Below are 23,806 nucleotides of genomic sequence, written 5' to 3' on the forward strand. Positions count from 1 at the left end.
AAAGGGAGTATGGCAGGGCAGGTTTCTAACCTTAAAGGGCGGACGCGCTGTAGCGCGTCCCTACAGAGGTGCGGGGGGTCTAGATTCTGATTCCCGTCTTCTTTTTGAGATTTTTGACCGCTTGCGTGGCGGAGATGGATAAGACGCCTTGCGTCTCAAGCAGGGCATCAAGGTTTTTGCAGATCGCGTCGCGTTTTGTGCTGTTTGCGGAAACCAGTCCGTCCAACTGGCGAAACAAACTGATGGTGGATAACCCCCATAAATGGCTCACCCATTTTTTCTCGGCATGCAGTTTGCGCTCTAGATCAGGATCGTGCAGCGATGTACCGAGGATGAGGGCGGGGAGAGGGGCGTTGTTTTTAACCTCAAAAGGGAGCCTGTAAAACAACTGTTGAAACATCGTTTCATCAAGAGCAACGGCGGTGGGGGCAATCATAATTGTAAACAGGGGGTCCTCGCCATAGCGCACCTTCCCTAAGATGGGGTAGGTCTGGTTGGGTGCGTAGTCAACCTGAAGGGTAGTTCCATCGCTAAGGACACGCTTGAAGGCAGCAAAAATCGCGCTGGCAAAATCTAATTTTGGACTATGAATGTCGTTAATCATTTGTAGAAAGCGAATCCCGCTCATGGGTGGTTCAAAGCCGGGAATGTCTTTCGAGATCAGATAATCGTACTCCTCACAGTCAAAGGCTTCTAATACATCGCGCTTGCCATCGTCGTTGAGGGTGAATTTATCCCGATCGTTCGGGTAGGGGGCAAAATAGCGGTTGTAATCGGCAAGGAACTGGTTGAACACCCCCGCTTCAACCCCGATCATCGTTTTTAATTTGGGACGCTCCACAAACCCCTGAGCCTCGGCAAGCAAATAGGCATAGAGCGGAAAAATAACGCTTCGGCGTAAGTACATTTGGGTGTCAAAGTCGTGGGTGACTTTGCTCTCTTGGAGTTTTGCCAAAATGATATTGGGCATCTTCTCATCGTCCTCGTGTGGGTCTTGAACGCCAACAATCGTCTTGTAGTCACGAATTAAGTTTTCTATTTCGGGGATTTTCTCACTGGGGACAGTCTGATCGGTGATCAATGCCTCCAGATAGGTAAGAATGGCATATTGGTCTGAACTACCCGGAGTGGTGGGCTTATGGGTATGCAAATGCGCCAACAACTGGGTTAACAAATCAGGCATACCCACTTCAGGATCGGGTGTAGGGGCATGATCGATGATCGTGTGGGGAGTACCAAAGGCGTTGATCAAAAGGGTTTTGTAATTTTCTTTTTTTACAATGCCGTTAAGGGCTTTTTTTGCTTTGCGGATAAATTCAGGTGGCAGACCATTTGCTGGTGGCATAGACCGTATTACCTCTGAGGGAGATCGTTCGTTTTTGCTGTGATTTGTCTAGCGCCCTTATATAGAATAACACATATTTATCTACTGTGTGGCGAAACTCCCCAAAACACCTAATCTTGAGATGGGATTATCACAATGACCGACTCTACAGATACGTAGCACTCAGCCTACGACTGACCGCCGAGTCCTAGCCGAGGCGGGGTGCTGTGCCTGAATGGGTGTATAGTGAGCGCATCCCTTTTTACATTTTTCAGAGGAGGGTTTTCCCTATGCGTATCCGGCGTCGGTTCATGATTATACTCACGGTGATGATCGCCCTTTCGGCGTTCCCCGCAGCCGCACAAGATGGCGGCGGGCGGCGGCGAATCGCCCCTTATACACTCGGTCAGGTGCAGACGGCGGGCAGCCTTGCCCCCTACAGCGCGGCGCCCGATTTCAGCAACGTTATCCTCGGTGATGCCCTCTCCGCAGACGAAAAAGCCTACCTAGCGAAGAATTTGTTCGTGGTCAGCCCGACGAACGAGAAACTGTTCTACACCGTGTACGAAAAGGCACGCTATGCGCGGCAGCCGCTCTTGATCACCGTCGATTCAATGCTCCATAGTTTCCATCTCAGTTTTAAATACCTTTTGCGTGCCTCAGAGCGCATTTTCATCCCCAAATTGACGACGATGAACGCCGCGCTGTTGGCAAAAGCCGACTCCTACTATCAGGCGCTCAAAGGGACGGCATGGGAAGCCGCTGCCACCCAAGCAGTAGGCTACTTTGGCTTGGCAACGAAATTTACCTTTCCCGATGTGGCGCTCCCTAGCTATGTGAAGGATGCAGTGGAGGCAGACTATGCGGCGGCGCTAGCAGCGGCAGGGATCGCTCCTAGCGCCATCTTCCCCGACATGGCGTTTGGGGAAGATTGGTCACAGTACAAGCCACGCGGTCACTACGCCGATGATCCCAATCTCTCGAATTATTTTCGGGCGGTGATGTGGTATGGGCGGCTGACCTTGCGCGTGAAAGACGCCCGCGAGACGCAAACGGCGCTCTTAGTGACTCTTGCCTTCCGCGACGCAGACATCCGCCCGATATGGAATGCCATTTACGATCTGACGACGTTTTTTGTGGGCGATTCCGACTCGCCAACGCCCGATCAGTACCTCGCCCTTGCCGAACAGGTTTATGGGGTGGGGTTTGATCTAAACACCCTGACAGCACAAGGGATCGATCCGTTTGTTGCCGCTGCGCAAAGCCTTCCCTCCCCAAAAATCCTGAACGTTGTCATTGATTTTCGGGATGACGAACGCACCGAAACGCTCGGCTTGCGCTTTATGGGGCAGCGCTTTGTGTGGGATGCCTATGCCTTCCGTCAATTGATCTTCCGCAATGTGGGGACAGTTGAGGATGGGCGACGCTTGCCAAAGGCGCTCGATGTTTTCGCTGTGTTGGGTTCAGAGCGGGCGCTGGCGATCCTTGATGGCGAAGGGGATCGGAAGTACAAGAACTTTGATGCACAAATGACAAAACTGCGCACCGAGATCGGCGGTGTGGACGATGACGAATGGACGGCAACACTTTACAACACGTGGCTTTACACGCTGGACACCTTCAATGACGGGATCGCCGCTGGCTATCCCTCGTTCATGCTCACCCCCGCCTATACAGACCGACTGTTGAACGCTGGCTTGGGTAGTTTTGCCGAATTGAAGCACAACACCGTTCTCTATGCAGCGCAAGCATATGCCGAAATGGGCGGTGGCGGTGGAATCGAAAAAGCACCCCCACCTGACCCGATCCTCCCGCCGAACTATGTTGAGCCGCTGCCGCTTTTCTGGGCGCGGTTGGCAGCGCTGGCAGAGATGACCCAAGCGGGCATGGAGCGCCTCGGTATGTTTGAGGCACTGGACGAAGCCCTTAGCGACCCCGGACGCCCGGCACGGCTGCTGACTGATATTGCCACTAAAGCACGGCAAATGCAGGGCTACGCCGAGCGCGAACTGCGCGGCGAACTGCTGACCGACGCCGAACAAGATGAACTGCGCTTTTATGGCGGCTGGCTGGAGTCAATCTACAACAACACCCGCGATGATAACCAGGGGAACGGGGCATACTACGCCGAAGAAGAACCGCGTTCGGCAGTGATCACCGATATTGCTACCGATCCGCGTGACGGCGTGGTTTTGCAAATTGGGACGGGGAATATCTTCAGCATGAACGCCGTTGTCCCGATTGGCGATCAACTCTGGGCGGCGAAAGGGGCTGTCTACAGCTTCTATGAATTCACCCACCCGATAGGAGACCGGCTGACGGATAGACAATGGTGGACGATGTTGGATGAAGGCAACGTCCCGGCGCTGCCCACATGGACGGCATCGTTCATCAGTTCCAAACCAATTACCGCCGATGCTGAGTGGGCGGTGAAGATGTTCCACGAGAATACGTTAATTTCTGCTCTGTGGTGGAATCCAGTCGAAAAATACACGGCATTGCCGAACGATCCGTATGTGGAGAAAGGCGTCCGAGACTACCTCTTAAAGGAACTTGCCCCGCTTGCCGAGGCAAATCAGTATGAGGGACGCACCTTGATCAGCATCAGTTTTCGGGATGTCGATCTCGTCAACGAGACGACGATGATTGTCACCACCCGCGAAACGTGGTTTGGCGAACTCTACGCCGCCAGCGAAAAGGGAATGGACTTCGACGGGACAAAGATTGCTGAACGCGGAGCGTATACGGTAGACATGACCTATACGATAGACTACTCGCCGCAGTATGCGTATTGGGTTGTCACCAACGTAGTGCAAAACACAACGCCGCCAGCGTGGGTGAACGTCCCTTAAATTCGATGTAATCTGTGTCTGCCGGAGAGAATTCTTCGGCAGACGGCTGATCCTCTTGCCGTAATGCCCCTCTTTTCGCTACATTCTTGCGGTGTCATGTATTCAAAACCAACCAAGACGATAAGACTATAGGAGCGATTACCTCATGAGTTCATTGCACCGCAGCGCCAACGCCGTTTGGACGGGAACACTCCGCGAGGGAAGCGGCAGCCTGAGCAGCGACAGTGGAAAGCTGAACGACCTTGCCTACACGTTCATCTCGCGCTTTGAAAAAGGCGAGGCAACCAACCCCGAAGAATTGATCGCCGCCGCCCATGCGGGGTGTTTCAGCATGGCGTTGGGGTCCCGGTTGGGGAAGCAAGGGTTCACCGTGCATCACATCGACACGAAAGCGACGATTGAATTGACCCAACCAGAAGGTACAGGGTGGCAAATCACCAAGATCATCCTGACGACGACGGGCAAGGTTGAGGGAATCGATGCGGCTGCCTTTGCCGCTGCCGCCGAGGAAACGAAAAAGACCTGCATCGTCTCAAAAGCGCTGGCGGCAATCCCCATGGAAATTACGGCGACGTTGGGGTAAGGGTAATCCCTATCCCCCCGCCCCCTTTCCCTGTGTACGGGGAAAGGAGAGAGATTCCCTCTCTCTGTGTACAGGGTGGGGGTTAGGGTTTCCAAGCCCCAAAGGGGTAGCTATTCATAGCCCGACGTTTTAACCTGGGGCGCTCACGGGCGGCGATGGGCGCAATGCATGGCGCACCTACGGGGATTACAACGGCAATAGACCCTAGTTAAGACCATCGAAAGATGGTGGGCGCACACAGTGGGCACGCCCCTATAAAATCAATGTCACATCAGGCTTATCTCACAAAGCACCTACAGGCAACAGAAAAGGACAGCATACATCCGATGAACACCATTCGCGTCACTGTTTGGGGGGAATATCGCCACGAGAAGAAAAATCCGAAGGTTGCCGAAGTGTACCCTGAGGGAATGCACGAGGCGATTGCTGCTGGCTTGCGTACAGAGGGCGACTTCAGCGTGCGTACAGTGGTCCTGGATGATCCTGAACACGGGCTGACTCAGGAGGTGCTAGATAGCACCGATGTGTTGACGTGGTGGGGGCATGTAGCACACGGCGAGGTGAAAGATGAGGTTGTCGCCCGTGTTCAAAAGCGCGTCCTTGAAGGGATGGGCTTGATCGTCCTCCACTCTGGGCATTTCTCTAAGATTTTCAAAGTACTGATGGGGACAAGCTGTGACCTGAAATGGCGTGAGGCGGGCGAGCGTGAGCGGATTTGGGTCATTGAGCCCGGGCATCCCATCGCAGCGGGGATTCCCGAACAGTTTCTCATTGAACAGGAAGAAATGTACGGCGAACGTTTTGATATTCCGCAGCCAGAAACGACGGTTTTGCTCAGTTGGTTTCAGGGGGGCGAGGTTTTTCGCAGCGGATGCTGTTACACGCGGGGCAAGGGACGGATTTTTTACTTCCGCCCCGGTCATGAAACGTACCCCACCTATTATCATCCGATGGTTCAAAAGGTCATTGCCAATGGGGTGCGGTGGGCAGCACAGCCGTCCACACCGCAGGTCGTTTTTGGCAATGCGAAACCGCTGGAGGTTTTGGGGGGAAACGAGTAACGCGGCAGTCTAGCGTTACAGCGGTGAGATCGCCCCCTATACGCCTTGCTGTGTGCGGAGGGGGTGGGGGATTAAAACTTACGAGCTGTTATGTTACGGCTTGATGGTTGAACCGCTTGATATAGGAATACCCCCCTCATCCTACAGCGAACCGAGCGCATTTTGGGATACTCTTGTAGCACCCTCTCACAGGATGTTCACGAACAGTTCACCAATAGGGTATTCATGTGCGGCTGTTTCAGTGTAAAATCGGCTGAAGGGGACATGTGCTAAGTTAGGGTTATTCATCATGCGTTTTGCCACACCTGCGGCATTAATCTTATTCGCCGTTGTGATCCCCTTCGTGGTTTGGTTGGGGCTGCCACGCATTGCCCACCGCCGCCACCGCGACACGATCAGCCTTGCCTTACGTCTGCTCATTGTCACCTGCCTGATCTTCGCCCTCAGTGGGCTGCAAACCGTTGAGGCCTCAGACAAACTTGCCGTTGTATTCCTCATCGATGCCTCGGACAGCATCGACGCCGACGCCCGCGCCTATGCCGAGTCCTTCATCCGCGATTCGTTGGGACGGATGACCGTTGATGACCGCGCCGGAATCATTGTCTTTGGCAAAAACGCCCTTGTCGAGCGTCCCATTGCCCCCACTGGCGATTTTTTGGGAATCACCTCTGCGCCCGTCCAATTGGACACCGATATTAGCAGCGCGATTCGGCTTGGGTTGGCGCTTTTCCCGCCTGACGCCGCCCGCCGTTTGGTGATTCTCTCGGATGGCTTGGAGACGGTGGGGAATGCCATTGATGCGGCACGGTTGGCGGCGGCGACGAATGTTCAGATTGATGTCGTTCCCCTGCGCCGCGCCGAGGGACCGGAAGTCCTCGTCACCGATGTGCGCCTGCCCACAAACGTAAATCAGGGTGAAATTTTCGATTTGGGCGTCACCGTCGAAAGCCAAATCCCCACCACTGCCAACCTGTCTATTCTTTCTGCGGGGGCGGTAGTGCAATCCCAAACGGTGAATCTGACCGAGGGAGTCAATAATTTTGTGATTACCCTGCGTGCGCCCCGTCAGGGGTTCACCGATTTCCGCGTGCGGATCGATCCCCTCTCGGCAGCAAGCACCGACACCTATTACCAAAACAACGAATTGGCGGGCTTTACAGAGGTTACCGGTCCGCCGCGCATCCTTCTCATTCGCTCCAACGAGAGTGAGAGCGCGGCATTAAAGGGCGTTTTGGAAACCGCCGGACTCACCGTTGAGGTTGCCTCTCCCTCCGAACTCCCCGTTGGCTTAGCACCGTTGGCAGGCTACAAAGCCGTCATCCTTGCCAACGTCTCGGCAACGGAGCTAACGGACGCAAAAATGCGGGCGCTCCAAATTTACGTCCGCGATCTTGGGGGCGGGCTGGTCGTCATTGGCGGTCCGAACAGCTATGGGGTGGGGGGCTATTTCCAAACACCTTTGGAAGAAGTCCTTCCTGTTGAAATGCAGATCAAAGACCAAAAACGCATCCCGCGTCTGACGATGATCTATGTCATTGATCGCTCTGGGTCTATGGAGATGATCGGCACGAGTGGGGTAACCAACCTTGAGCTAGGGAAAGAAGCCGCACGGCGTTCGGTGAATTTCCTCTTTGAGCGGGATCGCGCCGGCGTCTTGTCGTTCGATACCAACCCGGAATGGCTTGTCCCTATACAATTTGTGGCGAACCGCCGCCCCATTATTGAGCAAATTGGGGCGCTGCGCCCCGGCGGTGGGACGGATATTTACTCTGCGGTTGTGGAGATTGCCCGCACCTTGCCAAGCGATCCTTCCAGCCTGAAACACGTTATCTTGCTGACCGACGGTGGGGCAGACGAGACAGGCATTGTTGAAACCGTCAAACGGATGCATGACCAACATGGGATCACCGTGACCTCGATTGGCATTGGCGTGGGCGTTCCGCGCTTCATGCGCGATATTGCCACTGTTGGGGGGGGGCAGTATTACAATCTGACGGATCTTTCCACAATCCCTCAGATTTTTGCCGCAGAAACGGTGCTTGCCACCCGTTCCTATATTGTGGAAGAAACCTTCACCCCTGTTCTAACGGCAAACAGCCCCGCCATGCGTGGCATTGACGCGCTCCCCTCCCTGTTAGGCTATGTGGCGACCTCGGCAAAGCCGACAGCGACGGTCATTCTGACAGCGCAGGTGGGCGGCTTTGATGATCCGCTTTTGGCAACGTGGCAATATGGCTTGGGGCGGGCGGTTGCCTTCACCAGCGATGCCACCACCCGTTGGGCGCAAAATTGGACGGGATGGACGGGCTTTCAGCGTTTTTGGAGTCAAGTGATCCGTTCAACGATGGTGGAGGGGATTGATCAGGCATTGGAATCGCGGGTGGAGCGCCGCGATGGGCGTTCGATCCTCGTTGTCGAGGCGCGGGATGAAAACGGCGCGTTCATCAACGGCTTGCGTTTGGATGCTGTTGTGGTCGATCCCCGCTTACAGGGTCAGGAGGTTACGTTGAGGCAGGTTGCACCCGGGCGTTATGAGGCAGAATTCGCACCCGGGTCGGAGGGGGCTTATTTCATCCGAGTCGCTGGTGCAGGGGGCGATGGGTTGGGTGTGGCGCAAACGACGGGGTGGGTGCTGAGCTATTCCCCAGAATACCGCCTCCGCCAGACGAATACGCGCCTTTTGGATGAATTGGCAGCACTCACGGGCGGGCAGCGCTTGGGCGACGATCCGACGCTGACTTTCCGCCACGACATCCGTGAGGAACGCGCTGCCGCCAATCTGTTCCCGCTGCTGCTGCTTTTGACGGCGCTCTTACTGCCCTTTGATATTGCCGTTCGCCGCCTAATCGTGACCCAAAGCGATCTGGCTAAACTGCGGGCGTGGGCGCGGACGAAATTGGGCATACGAGAAGTCGCCCTCGCCGTGCCGGGCGCCAGCCGCCTTGCCAACCTGAAGGATGCCAAAAATCGTGCCACAAGCACACTCCCCGTCGTCAGCGAGGCTGAGGTAGAAAGTCTGCGCGAATCGCCGTCCATTCCCACTCCGATACCAACCGCCGACACAGCAGAACGTACTCCGCCGAAAGCAGCGAGGGCAGAAAAGGCGGCAAAACCAGAAAAAACAGCCCCCGACGAACCCAAGAGCGGCTCTGCCTTAGCCGCACGGCTTGCTGATCAGCGCCGCCAACGAAAGAAAGAGTAGAACTTATTTCAAAAACCCCTATCCGTTTACGGGGAGGAACAAGGGGTGGGGTTTTGAAATGACCTGTAGTAATCTACCTAGCCCAATAAGGTGTTCACAGCCACCTATGCACTGCTAGGATAACCCATAGGACATTCATGACCACCGCTTACCTTACCGATACGCGCTACGATGCCCACACACTTCCCGGTCACCCCGAATGTGCCGAACGCTTGCAAGCGATCCGCGCCCGAATTGCCGAACACGGGCGGGACACACAGATGAAGGCGTTCAGCCCCGAACCGATCAGCGACGCCCAGATTTTGACCGTTCACACGGAGGACTATCTGGAGACCGTCTTGAAATGGGGCGTCACGCGGGGGGGAATCATGCTTGGCTCGGATACCTATCTGCTCCCCCACTCGCTAGAGCTTGCGCGGCTTTCAGCGGGGGCGGCACTGCGCGGGGTGGATGCTATTCTTAGTGGGGAGGCGCACAATGGCTACGCTGCTGCCCGCCCACCCGGACACCACGCTGTACCCGATATGGCGATGGGCTTCTGCCTGTTGGCGAATATCAGCCTTGCCGCTCGGCACGCCCAAGCCGTCTATGGATTAAAGCGGGTTCTGATTGTCGATTACGATGTTCATCACGGCAACGGAACACAAGCGATCTTTTACGACGATCCCTCCGTGTTGTTCCTCTCGACGCACCAATCGCCATGGTACCCCGGTACCGGCGGAATCAACGAGACGGGCGAAGGGGCAGGGGCAGGGCAAACGATCAACATCCCCCTTCCGGCAGGCGTCGGTGATCAGGGCTTTCGCATGATCTATGAGGAGATTGTCTGGGGGGCAGCGCGGCGCTTTCAGCCCGAATTGATCCTCGTCTCCGCCGGATTTGACGCTCATTGGCGCGACCCCTTAGGCGGGCTAAAGCTCACCGTCAATGGCTACGCGCATCTCTCGCGGGAGTTGATCCGCATGGCGGACGAACTGTGCGGGGGACGTATTCTGTTTGTCCAAGAGGGGGGCTATAACCTTGAGGCGCTTAGTTTCTGCGCCTTAGCCGTTGTGGAGGCGCTGCTTGGGTTGCCGCTTGGCGTTGATCCCTTAGGGGCAGAGGCAAAAAACGACCCAGATATTCGCCCCTTGCTCACCCGCGTGAAAGCAGTGCATGGCTTGTAGGCATCTCCCCTAAGTACAAACAAAAAAGCCCTTTGGGGTGGGGACGACGGAAAAGCCCATACGGATATGCCTTTTAAGCCCCGAAGGGGTGGCTGTTTTCAGCCCGCTGCTTTAGCGGCGGGATCATACGTCAGCCCGCCTTTTCACTGTGGTGGTACTTAGTAGTTCGTCAAGAAAATTTCTAAAAGAACCCCTATCTCCCACCCCCTTTCCCTGTGTACGGGGAAAGGGGAGAAATTCTGTGGGCAAGGGGGTGAGGGGAAAGCCCCCTCAAAAACGTGATTCCCCCTTCTCCCACGGGAAGAAGGGGGTTAGGGGGATGAGGGCTTCTATCCTTACCTTCTTGAGCGACGACTAGGCGAGGAACTTCCTCTATTCGAGCCGATAGATCGTCCCCTCTGGACGGTCTTCAAGGGCGATCCCCAACGTTTTCAGTTGATCCCGAATCCCATCGGCGCGGGCGAACTGCCTTTCTTGGCGGGCTTGCTTGCGCATCTCGATTAAGAGCCGCACAAGACCGTCCACCCGCCCTGCATCAGCGCTGTGTGAGGTTTCCACTGGCGGAATGATGCGCAGCACATCCCACCCGATCTCGGTGTAAAACGCATTGATCGCGCTGAGCGTGTTGACGCCAACGCTTTGCCCACTGTTGAGCAGCTTGTTCACCTCGCCCGTCAGGTTTTGCAGCGCTGCCAATGCGCTAGGGGCATTGAAATCGTCGTCCAACGCCGTATTGAAATCAACCTTGTGATCGGCTAAGACACTGAGAAAGCCGTTTCCGGCGTCGGCATCAGCGCTCTCGTTGAAGCGCAGCTTTTCGCGGGTGAGCCGTACCGCGCTCATCAGGCGTTCCCACCCTTTTTCGCTCGCGTTCAGCGCCTCGCGACTGTAATCAATCGGGTTGCTGTAGTGCGATTGATAGATGAAATAGCGGATTACCTCTGGGCGGAAATCACGCAGAGCGTCTTTGATGTTCAGAACATTACCGATGCTCTTGGACATCTTCTGCCCGTCTTTCGTCAGGCTTCCTACAAGCATCCAATAATTGGCAAAGGGGACGCCGTTTGCCGCCTCGGATTGGGCGATCTCACACTCGTTATGGGGGAAGATGTTATCGATCCCGCCGCCATGAATATCAAAGGTTGCGCCGAGGTATTTCGTCGCCATTGCCGAGCATTCAATGTGCCAACCTGGATAGCCGCGTCCCCAGGGGGATTCCCATTGAAGGATGTGTTCCTCGCCAGCGAGAATCCAAAGGGCAAAATCTTCTGGGTTGCGTTTCCCTTTGCCCTTCAGGGCGCGGCTTCCCGCCTCGCCTTCTTCCACCTTCCGATTGGAGAGCTTCCCATACTCTGGGTAACTGCCAACATCGAAGTACACACCGTCTTCAGCAACATAAGCGTACCCCTTCTGAATGAGAGTCTCCGTCATGGCGATCTGTTCAGGGATATGCCCGCTGGCGCGAGGGCTAATATCAGGGCGGACAATGCCAAGCGCATCCATATCCTCAAAATAGCTGCGCGTGTAGGTTTCCACAATTTGCATGGGGAGTGCTGAACTCTGCCGCGCCTTTTTGATGACTCGATCCTCCCCGGAATCGAGCAAATGCCCAACGTCAGTCAGGTTTTGGATGTAAAGGACATCATAGCCGCTGTAACGAAGGTAACGGACGACAAGATCGAATGAGGCATAGGTCTTGGCGTGACCAATATGGGAGTAATCTTGCACGGTGGGACCGCAGACATACATCGCCACCCGTCCGGGGGTAATGGGCGTGAAGTCTTCTTTTTCGCGGTGCAGCACGTTAAAAATGCGCAATGCCATGCAGTCATCCTCCCTATGTGATGTTGTGAGAGATTCTAATTGTAGCAGAGGGACTGGGGTTTGTTGTAGCGCCTTTTTAAGGCGAGTGGTTGACCAGTGAGACCGCTAGCTTGTTTAGTGTCTATCCGTAAATTATTGAATAGACCTTGCGGCAGTCCCCTGCCCTCTCCCCCGTTGTGCAGGAGAGGGGGAATTCATCCTTTGAGGGGGAGCCCCTCAAACTTCCCCTTTCGATGAATACAGGGGAAACACGTTCAACTGCGTAAGCCCTAATGGATCGTATTGAGGGAAACGTTCCATACTTGCCAAAGGTATGGTTTTCAGCACTGCCCTGATTACACGCCAAACCAGAATTCACGGGCAGGTTCTTAGTCTCTTTCTGTCCCCCTCATGACAGCTGTGATCGATATGTTGCGCCCCAAGAGATCGCTCACCGGCGGGTGTGTTTCCTGAACGGTGAACCCCACCCCCGCCATCTCTCGGAGCGTCTCAAGGGTGAAGGTTGTCAACCGCGCGGGGACGAAAAACCGTTCGCGGAGCTTTTGCTGGATTGCTTTTGAGGTTTTTGGTGAACGGGGGGCGACGAGCCGCGCCACAAGGGGGATGATCCCCGCGCCAAGCCTAATCAGCCCTTCTTGCAGCGGGCGCGGCGCACGGCTGAGGACGGCGGACGCCCCGTTTTCAATGCCCACCCAAACACTGCGCCGAAGGGTATGAATGACCGCCACCCCCTGAGGGCGAAGGACGCGGCGGATTTCCTCAAGCGCACGCGCTGGATCAGGGACGTAATGGAGCGCCCCCCACACCCACAGGACATCAAAGGAGTCATCTGGGTAGGGGAGCGCCGTCAGGCTGGCAAGGGCGAACGCCGCCGTTGGGCTTTTCGCCCCTGCTGCTGCCAAACTACCGGCACTCACATCACAACCGGAGACATGCCCCGCCCCCATCCCCACGAAAGCGGCGGCATAATCCCCCGCCCCACAGCCCGCATCCAAGACCGTTCCGCCTCTAATGGTGTGCGAGGGAAGGATCGACTCAATGAGCGTCTGCGCCTCGCTCAAGGGGGCAGCGACGGCGCTCACGGTATCCCAAAAGCGCCCCTGTGAATCGGTCATGGGTGGGAAAGGGCAGGAACAATCGTGGACTCAAAGGCACTTTTTAAGGCGGGGTTGTAAAAAGCAACCCGTGCCGGATCGCTGCAAGCAGCCACTCCTTGCGCCAAGATTACTTCGTGAGGTGTCCCGCGCAGCGCCATGATCCCCGACTCGCCCGCTGCTATGGGGAGGATTGCGGCAAGGCTGTTCTCAATGACAAAGACATCCGAGCCGCGTTCGACCTTTTCGCGGCGGGCAACACCGCCAAAGCCGACAAAAAGATCAACAACAGGCTTTGTATGCATGTCGCTGACCCCATCGCCAATGAACAGTTTGCGCCCCCAGCGCCCACCGGAAAGTTCACGGACAATCTGCGGTTTTCCGGCGGAAATTGTCAAGGGACTTTCCTCATAAGCAAGGTATGAGGCCGTGGTGTCAGCAGTGGGATCATAATATTTCCACCACTCGCCGGAGAGTTCGTTGAATTCCAATTCCACCGCCCGAACGCGCTCTGCCGGAACACCCAACCGTGCGGCAAACCCGCGCACGGGGTCTGCCAGCCCACCGCTGATGACGAAAACCTGTTTTCCCAAAGTAAGCAGCGCGCCAATCACCGCTTGGGCGTCGGGGACAAGGCGATCCCAATACAACTGCTCAATAGCGACCAACTGCCCGCGTGTGGGGCGGATCGCCCGCAGGCGCTTCCCGTAGACCTCAGCAAGGTCAAGATCGCCATCCATCGCCTTTTGAGTCAGCAGTCCTACGCGAAGTTCCTTCCCTTTGAGGCGGGCAAGCTCATCCACCCCCTCAATGGCGGAAAGTGTGCTGTCACAATCGAAGAAAATTTGATCGAAACTTGTCCAGCGTGTGTTCGTTGCCAAGGATGAACCCTTTGGGCGTCTCTAATGATGCACGATCAGATGGTTTGATTCGCGGCATTATAGCACCACGAACAAGGATGTGAAGGGATGAACGGCTCATCCCTCTCGTGAATTCGTCCAAATGCGAGGGAGGGACTCGCCCACCTTAACCTGGGGTAGGGAGGGGGGTAGGCGTTGGTGGGGGGAGCGGGGTTAAGTTGGCGTTGGGCGTTGCCAGCGGCAGCACCGATGCCGCCCATCGACACAGACGGTTTCCTCCGGCGTTAAGCCAGCTTTGGAGTCCTTCACTTTCCTCCAAGCGTTTTCCGGCAAGGGCATCACGGTAAATGCTGGATCCCCATACATAGTAGTTGCGCGTCTCTTGCGCCCACGCCCCCCACCCTTTGGGGATCATCCCCCACCCGCCATTGTAGCCCGCCATTGCCAAACCAATATGCCCATCGGCACGCTCCAAGCCGCCGATGAGGTAAGCAATGCCGCGTCGGGCGTTCGTCTCTGGGTCAAGCATGTCTTCCCCCGCCGCAAAGTGAAAGGGCATCACCTGAAACAAACCCTGTGCGCCAACTGGCGAACTGACAAGGTAATGCCCACAGCTTTCAATCTGGATCACCGTCGCCAAGATGTTGGGGTCAACTCCATAGGTGGCTGACCAACGCAGGATGTAAGGCGACCAAAACTGGACTTCGGGGGTGAAGGTTGGGGCAATCCCCCCCTTTGAAGGGTCGTAGGGTTCTTCCCCAGAGAGCGGCACAAGGGGAATATCGCCGCGCAAAAGCAGGATAGTGATCGCGCCCGTCGCCCCAACAAGCAAGCCAATCGCCCCCACAATCACGGCAAGTTGAACAGGAATCAGCGCAGCCCAAAGGCGGTAAAGGGTGTTCAGGGTAGGTGGTTGGTGCATAACGGGAAGGATAGCACAGGATTATCAGAGGGACGTGAATTTTTGCCAACGCAAAACCACCGCAATTAGGCTTTATCTAGGTGTTCTGTTCAGAATCCCTATCCCCTCCGGTTACTACTTAGCAGTCGCCTTTCCCCGTACACAGGGAAAGGGGGAGAGATTCTCTCTGTGTTTACGGGGCGAAGGTTAGGGTTTCCAAGCCCCAAAGGGGTGGTTGCTTTCAGCCCGCTGCTAAAGCGGCGGGATCACTGGGATTACAATGTCAACACAACCTAGCAGCCCACTTCTGCGTTACAATAGACGCTTCTAGAGAACACTTGTTGTATGGTTATGCGCCGACTACGCCCTATCTCTTTATTCAGTCTCATCAGTTTGATCGCGCTTGGCATCATGGGCTATCGGCGTCGCTGGCGCATCTTTGCCCGCGTGCTAAAGTGGACGCCGCCGCACAACCAGATCACTGTGGAGATCGGGCTGCGGGTGGCAATGGAAGATGGGGTGACGCTCGCCACCGATCATTACGCCCCCGCCACAGGCGGAAACCACCCGACCATACTGATCCGTTCGCCCTATGGACGCATGGCAAAGGCGGGCGCGTTCGGCATTTTTCTTGCTTTGTTTGCGCAGCGCTTTGCCGAACGGGGCTACCATGTGATCGTCCAAGACACACGCGGGCGCTTTGATTCTGAGGGGGAGTTTTTCCCCTATTTTCACGAGAAACAAGATGGCTTGGATACCATCGCGTGGATCAAGCAGCAGGGATGGTACAACGGCAAGATCGGCTTGTGGGGTCCCAGCTATTTAGGGATTGTCCAATGGGCGGTTGCCGCCCACGATCCCGCCATTCACGCGCTTGTTCCTATCGTCACTAGCACGGATATGCGCGGGACGATCTTTCCCGACGATGCCTTTGATCTCGGCTTGGCTATGCGCTGGCTGACGATTTTTGCCCTCTTAGATGCCTATCGGGGGAAGCCCCTCCCTATGCAGATTGGCTTTATTCCGCGCCTAGAGCGCTCTACGAAACGCGCCTTTGCCCACCTCCCTATTGGCGAGGCAGACGCCGTGAGTACCGGCGCGGCGGTAGACTTCTACCGCTATTGGATCGACCACGCCGACCCACACGACCCGGAATGGGTGACCATGAACGAGGATGTGCGCCTTGCTGAGGTGAGCGCCCCCGTTCACCTCGTCGCCGGATGGTACGATTTTTTCCTTCGGGGACAGTTGAAGGATTACGAGGCGTTGAAAGCGGCGGGGCGGCATCCATACCTGACAGTGGGTCCATGGTATCACCTTCAACCGACGAACCCGATGGGCATGATTGACGGCTTTCGGGAAGGAATTCTTTGGTTAGAGGCACATCTCAAAGGCGAACGCAGCGGATTACGCCAACTCCCTGTGCGTATTTATGTGCTAGGGGCGGGCTGGCGCGATTTGCCCGATTTTCCCCCGCCAAGCACAGAGCGTCGTTACTATCTACGTGGGGATGGCTCCCTAGCTGAATCCCCTGAAGACGGCACGTGCGACCCCAAACGGTACACCTATGATCCGAATGATCCCACGCCAATTCGGGGCGGGGCGGCTTTTGATTTTCGTGGTGGGGCGCGGGATTGCCGCCCTTTGGAGCGGCGGCGGGATGTCCTGTGTTACACCGCAGCCGTCTTTCGGCAAGCGGTCACAATGATCGGCTACCTTCGCTTGGAACTCTACGTAGAGTCCTCTAACCCGTATACGGATTTTCATGGGCGTGTCTGTGATGTCCACCCGAACGGGCGGGTGGTGAATATCTGTGAGGGGTTGTTCCGTCTGACACCGGATAATGTGCAGCGTGGCGAGGATGGTGTAGCGCGGATCACCATTGATCTGTGGGCGACGGCGTACCGCTTCGCCGCCGGTCACGCGCTGCGTTTGCACGTCAGCAGCGGGGCGCACCCACATTGGGCGCGGAACCCGGGCACAGGCGAACTTTTTGGGGTCGCCTTGCGATCCTCCGAACAGTGTATCTACCATGACGCCGACCACCCCTCGGCGCTTGTCGTACCAATTACAGAACACTAGACCAAACTTAGGACAGCAGGCATGAGTGCAGAAACCCTCGAAGGGGTCATTGAACGGATCACCTATTACAGCGAGGAGTCAGGTTATACCGTCCTCCGTCTGAAACCAAACACGCCGCTGCCGGGAAGCACAAACCGCGAGGGGCTGGCAACTGTCGTAGGCGTGTTTGCCCCGTTGAACGAAGGCGAGGTCGTCCGCTTTACGGGCGTTTGGGCAATGCACTCCCAATATGGTAAACAGTTCAAGGCGGAACGGGCTGACCCGATTTTGCCCACCTCTATCGAAGGGCTGCGGCGCTACTTGGGCAGCGGGGCGATTCGCGGGGTTGGCTCGCGGACGGCGCAGGCGATCATTGATCATTTCGGGATGGACGCGCTGAATATCCTCAACGCGAACCCGCAGCGCATCTTTGAAGTGCCATCCATTGGGGAAGCACGGGCGACATTGATTGCCCAAGCGTGGTCAGAAAATTTCCAACAGCGCGATATTATGCTCTTTTTACAGGGCTATGGAATCGGGGCGCGGCTGGCGAAGAAAATCTTTGAAACCTATGGTGACCAGACGCCCGCGCAGGTGAAACATAACCCCTATCAACTCGCCCGTGATGTGCAAGGGATTGGCTTCAAAATTGCCGATAGGATTGCCCGCAGCATGGGCATGAGCATCGATTCCCCCGAACGGATTGAGGCGGGGATTGTCTATGCCCTTGAAACACTCATGGGCGATGGGCATGTCTATGCTCCGCGTCCCGTTGTCAGCGAAAAAGTGATTGACCTTTTGGAACTTCCTGCCGTTGCCCGCGCCACCAGCAGCACCGCCCCTGAAGATGATGATCTCAGTTACGAGCCGCTGGATGGCGATGCCTTTGATCCTGATGTCCATATCCTTGAGCCGTCCAAAGCGATTGCCGCCCGGATTGAGACGGCGATTGAATCGCTGAAAGACCGCACCGATATTGTCATTCAACATGTGCCAGATGAAGCCAACGGCGGCACGGTAGAGGCACTCTATTTGCGGGGAATGTTGATCAGCGAGCGGAACACGGCGAAGCGTCTACACGAGATGGTGCAGTGGAAAACAACGCGCCTGCCCAAAGTAAAAACATTTGGCTGGACGAAGTTTTTCAGCATTTTGGAGCGCCAAGACAAAATTACCCTTACTCTTCAGCAGCAAGGGGCAGTGGAAGCCGCGCTGACGAATAAGATCAGTATTCTGACGGGCGGTCCCGGCACGGGCAAAACAACGACTCTGCGGGCGGTGATCCGCGCCCTTGAGACGATGAAGGCAAACTACGAGCTTGCCAGCCCAACGGGGCGTGCCTCAAAGCGCCTGAGCGAGGCAACTGGACGCCCGGCGCGAACGATTCACCGCCTGTTGGGATTCACCCCCGGCGAGACGTTCGAGATGGATGGCGAACCGCTGAACACGGACATGCTGATCATTGACGAGGCGTCGATGCTTGATCTCGTCCTGTTTTACAACGTCCTGAAGGCGCTTTCTCCCGATACGCACCTTATGTTAGTGGGGGATGTCGATCAGTTACCAAGCGTTGGGGCGGGCGATGTTCTGCGCGATCTGATTAAGGGTGGGATCGCCCATCTGACGCGCCTTGATACGATCTTCCGCCAAGCCGATGACAGCCTGATCATCGCTAACGCCCACAGCATCAATCACGGGAGAATGCCGAATCTCGATAATCAGGCGGCGGATTTCTTCATGTTTGGGGCAGAAACGCCCGATGCTGCTGGTGATCTCGTTGTCGATGTCGTCACCCAACGGATTCCCAACCGCTTTGATTTTGATCCTATAGAGGATATACAAGTGCTTGCCCCCATGTACCGAGGGAGTGTGGGGATTCAAGTTCTGAACGAACGGCTGCAAGCGGCGCTGAACCCTCCCGGACGGAACGCCGAGAAAAAGATCGGCGGGGCGATCTTCCGCGTGGGGGATAAGGTGATGCAAACGAAAAACAACTATGAGAAGGATGTCTATAACGGGGATATTGGGCGTTTATACAGCATCGATCCCCCCCGCGAGATGCTGACCGTCGTCTTTGATGGGCGCCCTGTCGAATACCACGTCAGCGAGACGGATGAACTGTTGCACGCCTTTGCCGTCAGCGTCCACCGCAGTCAGGGGTCGGAATACCCTGTCGTAGTGATGCCGATCATGCCGCAGCATTTCATCATGTTGCAGCGGAACTTGCTCTACACAGCGGTGACACGGGCAAAAAAGCTGGTGGTGTTGGTGGGGGCAAAAAAATCGGTTTGGACGGCAATTCAGAATGACAAGGTGGCAAAACGGTACAGCGCGTTGGCATACCGACTAAATGGGATGATGCGCTAGGGTAAGGTCATACGTCCTTGTAAGGACGTGCCACAGCGGGTCTCCCTAGCCCACCATCTTTTAAGGCTTGTCCGTAACTAGGTGAGCCTAAGAGAGTCGCCAAAGCCCCGAGGTATCTAGGCTCTATTGGCAGTGTAATTCTCGTAGGGGCGTGAGCGCCCGCCGCTAATGCAGCGATCTAGGAGTAACCACCCTTTTGCGGCTTGCCCCCACCTCGTAAACAGCGACAGGGAATCTCTCCCCCTTTCCCTGTGGACGGGGAAAGTCGCCTGCTGCGCAGTAACCGGAGGGGATAGGGGTTCTGACCTAAAACCTTCACCACAGCAAGTTGGTCACGGTTGAGGGTTTCCCTTCTTGGCAGATGTTCCTTTTCTAGTTGCAGACAAGTCTTTTAGCTTTCTCGATTTACCTGTCACTTCCCGACAACTGGCGACCTTTCCCCATATTATTCAATTTTTTGCATAATTCCCCATTGCCCGTGAAAAACAGGCGTGGTATGATTAAGTGTTCCGAACGTTCGTTCGTCAAGAGGGAGGTGTTCGTTGGCTCGCAGCGAGTTCACCGTCAAGGGGGCATACCGTTACGACACGCGCAGCGCTACACGCTGGATTGCATCTCATGTAGCCCGCTATAGACTCTTTTTTGCCCTGACCATTTGTTTAATGATTGGCTCGTACACCCTCTATACTGGGGCGCAATCTCTCATTGGGTATGCGGTGGCTGCCGCCTATGAACCCAACCCCTTAGAGGCAATTGGGCAAATTGCCTTGTTGATCCTCATTTTGTTGGTGGCGGATGGACTCTGCGCCCTCTTTTCGTCGCTTTCGGTAGAAACGATTGCCCAACGTTTGGAGGTAGACGCCCGCGAAGAACTTTACCGGAGTTTGCTGGGCAAAAGCCAAACCTTCCACAACCGTCAGCGGGTGGGAGACATCATGGCGCGGGCAACGGACGATGTCGTACAACTTAACGGGATGATGAACCCCGGTGTCTCCATTGCCATGGAAACTGTCCTCGGCGTTGTGATTCCCTTGATCTTCATTGCCTCCATGAAGCCGGCGCTCTTGGCAATTCCGTTGCTCTTTGTCGTCGTCTATGTTATTTCGGTCTACCGCTATACCGAACGCCTTGATCCTGTCCTTCGCCGCCAGCGTGAACAGTACGGCAAAATCAACACCGATCTAGAGGAAGTGATCTCTGGGATTGAGGTGGTCAAGGCATCTGCGCAAGAGGGTTACGAACTGCGCAAGTTCCGCAAAGGGACGCGGCTGTTCCGCGATTTGTTTGTGCGGCAGGGCTATATGGAAGCGCGTTACCTGCCTGTTTTGCTCTTTTCGATTACCTTTGCCTTGTGCTTCCTCCACGCGCTCAGTTTCTACCAGCGCGGGCAAATGACCATCCCTGAGATTATTTCCTTTATGGGGATCGTTGGCGTCTTGCGTTGGCCCACCTTTGCCTCAATCTTCACGATCACGCTTGTTCGCAGCGGGGTTGCTGGAGCGCGGCGTATCATTGAGATCATCACCACCGAGACAGAACTTGATGAGAATCAGGGCGGTCATACAGCGACTATCGAGGGCGCAATTGAGTTTCGCAATGTCACCTTCCTCCACGACAACACCCGCGCCCTTGAAAAGGTGAACCTCTCGCTTGCGGCGGGGCAGACGGTTGCCATTGTGGGGGCAACGGGATCAGGCAAAAGCACCCTGACGAGCCTGATCAACCGCACCTATGACACCACCTATGGGGAAGTCCTCATTGACGGAATCAACGTCAAAGCATGGAACTTGGACTCGCTGCGCTCCCAAATTTCCAAGATTGAACAAGACGTGTTTCTGTTTAGCCGGACAGTTGCCGAGAACATCGCCTATGGAATGCCCAGCGCCACCCAAGAGCAGATTGAGCAGGCGGCAAAAGAGGCACAGGCACATGACTTTATCATGGGCTTCAAGGACGGCTATAAAACGATGATCGGTGAGCGCGGCGTAACGCTTTCCGGCGGGCAGCGGCAGCGTGTGGCGTTAGCACGCGCCTTTCTGAGCAACCCGCGCATTTTGATCCTAGACGACTCGACCAGCGCTATTGATAGCGCCACCGAAGACGATATTCAAAAAGCGATCCAGCGGGCGGGCGTGGGGCGGACGACGCTCCTCATCACACACCGCCTTTCCCAAATTCGTTGGGCGGATCGGATCGTCGTCATTGAGGCGGGGCGTGTGGTGGCACAGGGCAGCCATGAGGAACTTTTGCGCCGTTCGCCCGATTACCGCCGTATCTTCGCCCGTTACGAGATCGATTTGCCGCCATTGGAGGTGGCAGAAGGGGCTATGGCATGAGTTCGCTCAAAACGAAGCTCACCGCTGCCCCACTGAGCAGCCTGATGAACATTGGGGCAAAGACCGAACAAATGTTGAAAGATATTGGGATCATGACGGCGGACGATCTGCGCGAGATCGGCGCAGTGAATGCCTACTTACGGCTGGTGGCGATGGGCTATCCCAAGCATCTCATGATTCTCTACGCGCTTGAGGGGGCGGTGAAGGGGGTAAATCTGCTTTTTCTGACGGCAGAAGAAAAAGCAGCCCTCCAGCAAGCCGTGACCCCCTTAGCCGCGCCGAAAAAAGCGCCAAAGAAGATGAAAAAAGGCTAATACAGCGAGGAGCAATCGCTATGGGTTTCCTCATGGACGGTCTGGACGCCGAAGGCTATGACCGCAGTTACTCTGATCAGCAGCTTGTTCGTCGTATTCTCTCCTATTTCCGCCCCCATGCCCGAAAAATGGCGTTTATCGCCCTTTTGGTGGTGGGCAGTTCATTGGCAGCCACCCTCTCGCCTGTTGTGATCTCACGCGGGCTGGATCAGATGCAGGTTGATCCGTCAACGACGCTGGTTGCCACCATCGCCGTTCTTGCGGTGGGCTTAGGGGTTTTAGGGTGGGGGATCAACTTCCTTCAACGATGGTTTTCCTCGCAGGCTATTGGGGATGTCGTCTTAAAACTGCGGGAAGACGCCGCCGCCGCCGTCTTGCGCCGCGATCTCAGCTTCTATGATGAGTTTCCTTCTGGGAAGATCGTCAGCCGGGTGATGTCCGATACCGCCGCCTTTTCACAGGTGGTCACACTCATCCGTGATTTGGTCAGCCAATTTTTGCTGATCCTTCTCTTGCTAGGCTTTCTGTTTATTGTGAATCGCTCGCTGACTCTGGTGCTGCTGCTGTTGATGCCAGTGATTATCGGGGTAGCGCTCTTGTTCCGCGTTATTGCCCGCAAAACAATTATCCAGTCGCGGCGCGTCCGTGCTGAGGTCACCAGCCTGATCCAAGAGAGCGTCGCCGGAATTGGTGTGGCGAAAACGTTCCGCCAAGAACGCGCCATGTACGATGATTTCCGCGTTTTGAACCGCCGTTCGTTTTGGATCAACCTGCGGACGGGGTATGTCTTTAGCGGCATTTTCCCAATTTTGAACATCGTTGCCGGCGTTGGGACGGCATCGCTGGTGTTTTTTGGCGGGCGCACCGTCACAACAGGCGGCATGACAGCAGGGGATTGGTATCTCTTTATTCAGGGGATGATGTTGTTCTGGTTTCCTCTGACAAGCATCGCCTCGTTTTGGAGTCAGTTCCAATTGGGTTTGGCGGCAGGGGAGCGCGTCTTTGCCCTGATTGATGACGAGCCGAAAGTGATCCAAAAAGGAAACGTCACCCTTAAGGATGTACGCGGCGAAATTCGCTTTGAAGGGGTGAACTTCCGTTACACAGATAAAGAGCAAGTCCTCGAAAACTTCAACCTACATATCCCCGCCGGACAGACGATTGCCTTTGTGGGGCATACAGGGGCGGGGAAATCAAGCATCGGAAAATTAATCGCCCGTTTCTATGAATTTCAGTCGGGGCGTATTCTGATTGATGGTGTCGATATTCGCACTCTTGATCTCCCCGCCTATCGCGTCCATTTGGGGGTGGTCACTCAAACGCCGTTCCTCTTTGATGGGACGGTGGCGGATAACATTCGCTACGGCAAGCGGGAAGCGACGAATGCCGAGGTTGCCGCTGCCGCCAACCAGATTGCCGGAGGCGACTGGGTGCGGATGCTCCCTGAAGGTTTAAATACACAAGTGGGCGAACGCGGCAGCAGCCTCTCGATGGGACAGCGGCAGCTTGTCGCCCTAGCGCGGATCATGCTCCAAAATCCCTCGATCATTATCCTAGACGAGGCAACAGCAAGTGTAGACCCGCTTACCGAGGCGTTGATCCAAGAGGGGTTGGATGTCGTTCTGAAGGGGCGCACGAGCATTGTCATTGCCCACCGCCTCAGCACGATTAAGGGCGCGGATCGGATCATCGTGATCAAGAAGGGCGAGATCATCGAAGAAGGCAGCCACGACTCGCTGATGAGCAGCGGCGGTCACTATGCAGAACTTTATAACACATACTTCCGCCATCAGAGTTTGGAATACCTCAATACTCGCCCTGAGGAACGGTTGGGGTTCGTTACGGATAAGGCAACTTAGGT

General features: G+C 55.7%; 15 protein-coding genes. 10 read left to right on the forward strand and 5 right to left on the reverse strand.

From position 1 onward, the window contains the following. Positions 1 to 79: 79 nt before the first annotated feature. Complete coding sequence (locus HS103_09625; GenBank protein ID MBE7513059.1) at positions 80 to 1,345, reverse strand: hypothetical protein; 1,266 nt, start codon at positions 1,343 to 1,345, stop codon at positions 80 to 82. 269 nt (positions 1,346 to 1,614) lie between these two features. On the opposite strand from HS103_09625, the gene HS103_09630 reads away from it, so the two are divergent. The 5 genes from HS103_09630 (at position 1,615) to HS103_09650 (ending at position 10,188) form a co-directional block, all read left to right on the forward strand. Beyond that, positions 1,615 to 4,176 carry a DUF3160 domain-containing protein gene (locus HS103_09630; protein MBE7513060.1) on the forward strand — a complete coding sequence of 854 codons (2,562 nt, stop codon included), beginning with the start codon at positions 1,615 to 1,617 and terminating at the stop codon, positions 4,174 to 4,176. A gap of 145 nt (positions 4,177 to 4,321) precedes the next feature. Continuing rightward, complete coding sequence (locus HS103_09635; protein MBE7513061.1) at positions 4,322 to 4,759, forward strand: OsmC family peroxiredoxin; 438 nt, start codon at positions 4,322 to 4,324, stop codon at positions 4,757 to 4,759. A gap of 326 nt (positions 4,760 to 5,085) precedes the next feature. Further along, the gene (locus tag HS103_09640) at positions 5,086 to 5,820 is read left to right on the forward strand and encodes a ThuA domain-containing protein (GenBank protein MBE7513062.1); all 735 of its coding nucleotides are present in this window, start codon (positions 5,086 to 5,088) and stop codon (positions 5,818 to 5,820) included. Positions 5,821 to 6,109: 289 nt separating this feature from the next. After that, positions 6,110 to 9,022 carry a VWA domain-containing protein gene (locus HS103_09645; protein ID MBE7513063.1) on the forward strand — a complete coding sequence of 971 codons (2,913 nt, stop codon included), beginning with the start codon at positions 6,110 to 6,112 and terminating at the stop codon, positions 9,020 to 9,022. 137 nt (positions 9,023 to 9,159) lie between these two features. Then, positions 9,160 to 10,188, forward strand: a complete 1,029-nt coding sequence (locus HS103_09650; GenBank protein MBE7513064.1) for a histone deacetylase — start codon at positions 9,160 to 9,162, stop codon at positions 10,186 to 10,188. Positions 10,189 to 10,560: 372 nt separating this feature from the next. On the opposite strand, the gene HS103_09655 is transcribed toward HS103_09650, so the two are convergent. From HS103_09655 to HS103_09670, 4 genes are all read right to left on the reverse strand, one after another. Beyond that, positions 10,561 to 12,012 carry a cysteine--tRNA ligase gene (locus HS103_09655; GenBank protein MBE7513065.1) on the reverse strand — a complete coding sequence of 484 codons (1,452 nt, stop codon included), beginning with the start codon at positions 12,010 to 12,012 and terminating at the stop codon, positions 10,561 to 10,563. A 368-nt stretch (positions 12,013 to 12,380) separates the two neighbouring features. Continuing rightward, positions 12,381 to 13,127, reverse strand: a complete 747-nt coding sequence (locus tag HS103_09660) for a methyltransferase domain-containing protein (protein ID MBE7513066.1) — start codon at positions 13,125 to 13,127, stop codon at positions 12,381 to 12,383. Then, on the reverse strand, positions 13,124 to 13,987 hold the full coding sequence (locus HS103_09665; protein ID MBE7513067.1) for a haloacid dehalogenase-like hydrolase: 864 nt from the start codon (positions 13,985 to 13,987) through the stop codon (positions 13,124 to 13,126). Before HS103_09665 ends, HS103_09660 begins: the two co-directional genes overlap by 4 nt. Positions 13,988 to 14,132: 145 nt before the next feature. After that, entirely contained in the window at positions 14,133 to 14,888 is a 756-nt protein-coding gene (locus tag HS103_09670) for a transglycosylase SLT domain-containing protein (protein ID MBE7513068.1), read from the reverse strand. A 324-nt stretch (positions 14,889 to 15,212) separates the two neighbouring features. On the opposite strand from HS103_09670, the gene HS103_09675 reads away from it, so the two are divergent. The 5 genes from HS103_09675 to HS103_09695 all read left to right on the forward strand — a co-directional run bounded on the left by HS103_09675 (position 15,213) and on the right by HS103_09695 (position 23,804). Then, positions 15,213 to 16,949, forward strand: a complete 1,737-nt coding sequence (locus HS103_09675; protein ID MBE7513069.1) for a CocE/NonD family hydrolase — start codon at positions 15,213 to 15,215, stop codon at positions 16,947 to 16,949. A 21-nt stretch (positions 16,950 to 16,970) separates the two neighbouring features. Further along, entirely contained in the window at positions 16,971 to 19,295 is a 2,325-nt protein-coding gene (locus HS103_09680) for an ATP-dependent RecD-like DNA helicase (protein ID MBE7513070.1), read from the forward strand. A gap of 542 nt (positions 19,296 to 19,837) precedes the next feature. Next, positions 19,838 to 21,631 carry an ABC transporter ATP-binding protein gene (locus tag HS103_09685; protein MBE7513071.1) on the forward strand — a complete coding sequence of 598 codons (1,794 nt, stop codon included), beginning with the start codon at positions 19,838 to 19,840 and terminating at the stop codon, positions 21,629 to 21,631. Beyond that, on the forward strand, positions 21,628 to 21,945 hold the full coding sequence (locus tag HS103_09690; protein MBE7513072.1) for a TfoX/Sxy family protein: 318 nt from the start codon (positions 21,628 to 21,630) through the stop codon (positions 21,943 to 21,945). Before HS103_09685 ends, HS103_09690 begins: the two co-directional genes overlap by 4 nt. A 20-nt stretch (positions 21,946 to 21,965) precedes the next feature. Then, positions 21,966 to 23,804, forward strand: a complete 1,839-nt coding sequence (locus tag HS103_09695; GenBank protein ID MBE7513073.1) for an ABC transporter ATP-binding protein — start codon at positions 21,966 to 21,968, stop codon at positions 23,802 to 23,804. The last annotated feature ends 2 nt before the right edge of the window (positions 23,805 to 23,806 follow it).

The organism is Anaerolineales bacterium, assembly GCA_015075625.1.
Classification (GTDB): domain Bacteria; phylum Chloroflexota; class Anaerolineae; order Aggregatilineales; family UBA2796; genus UBA2796.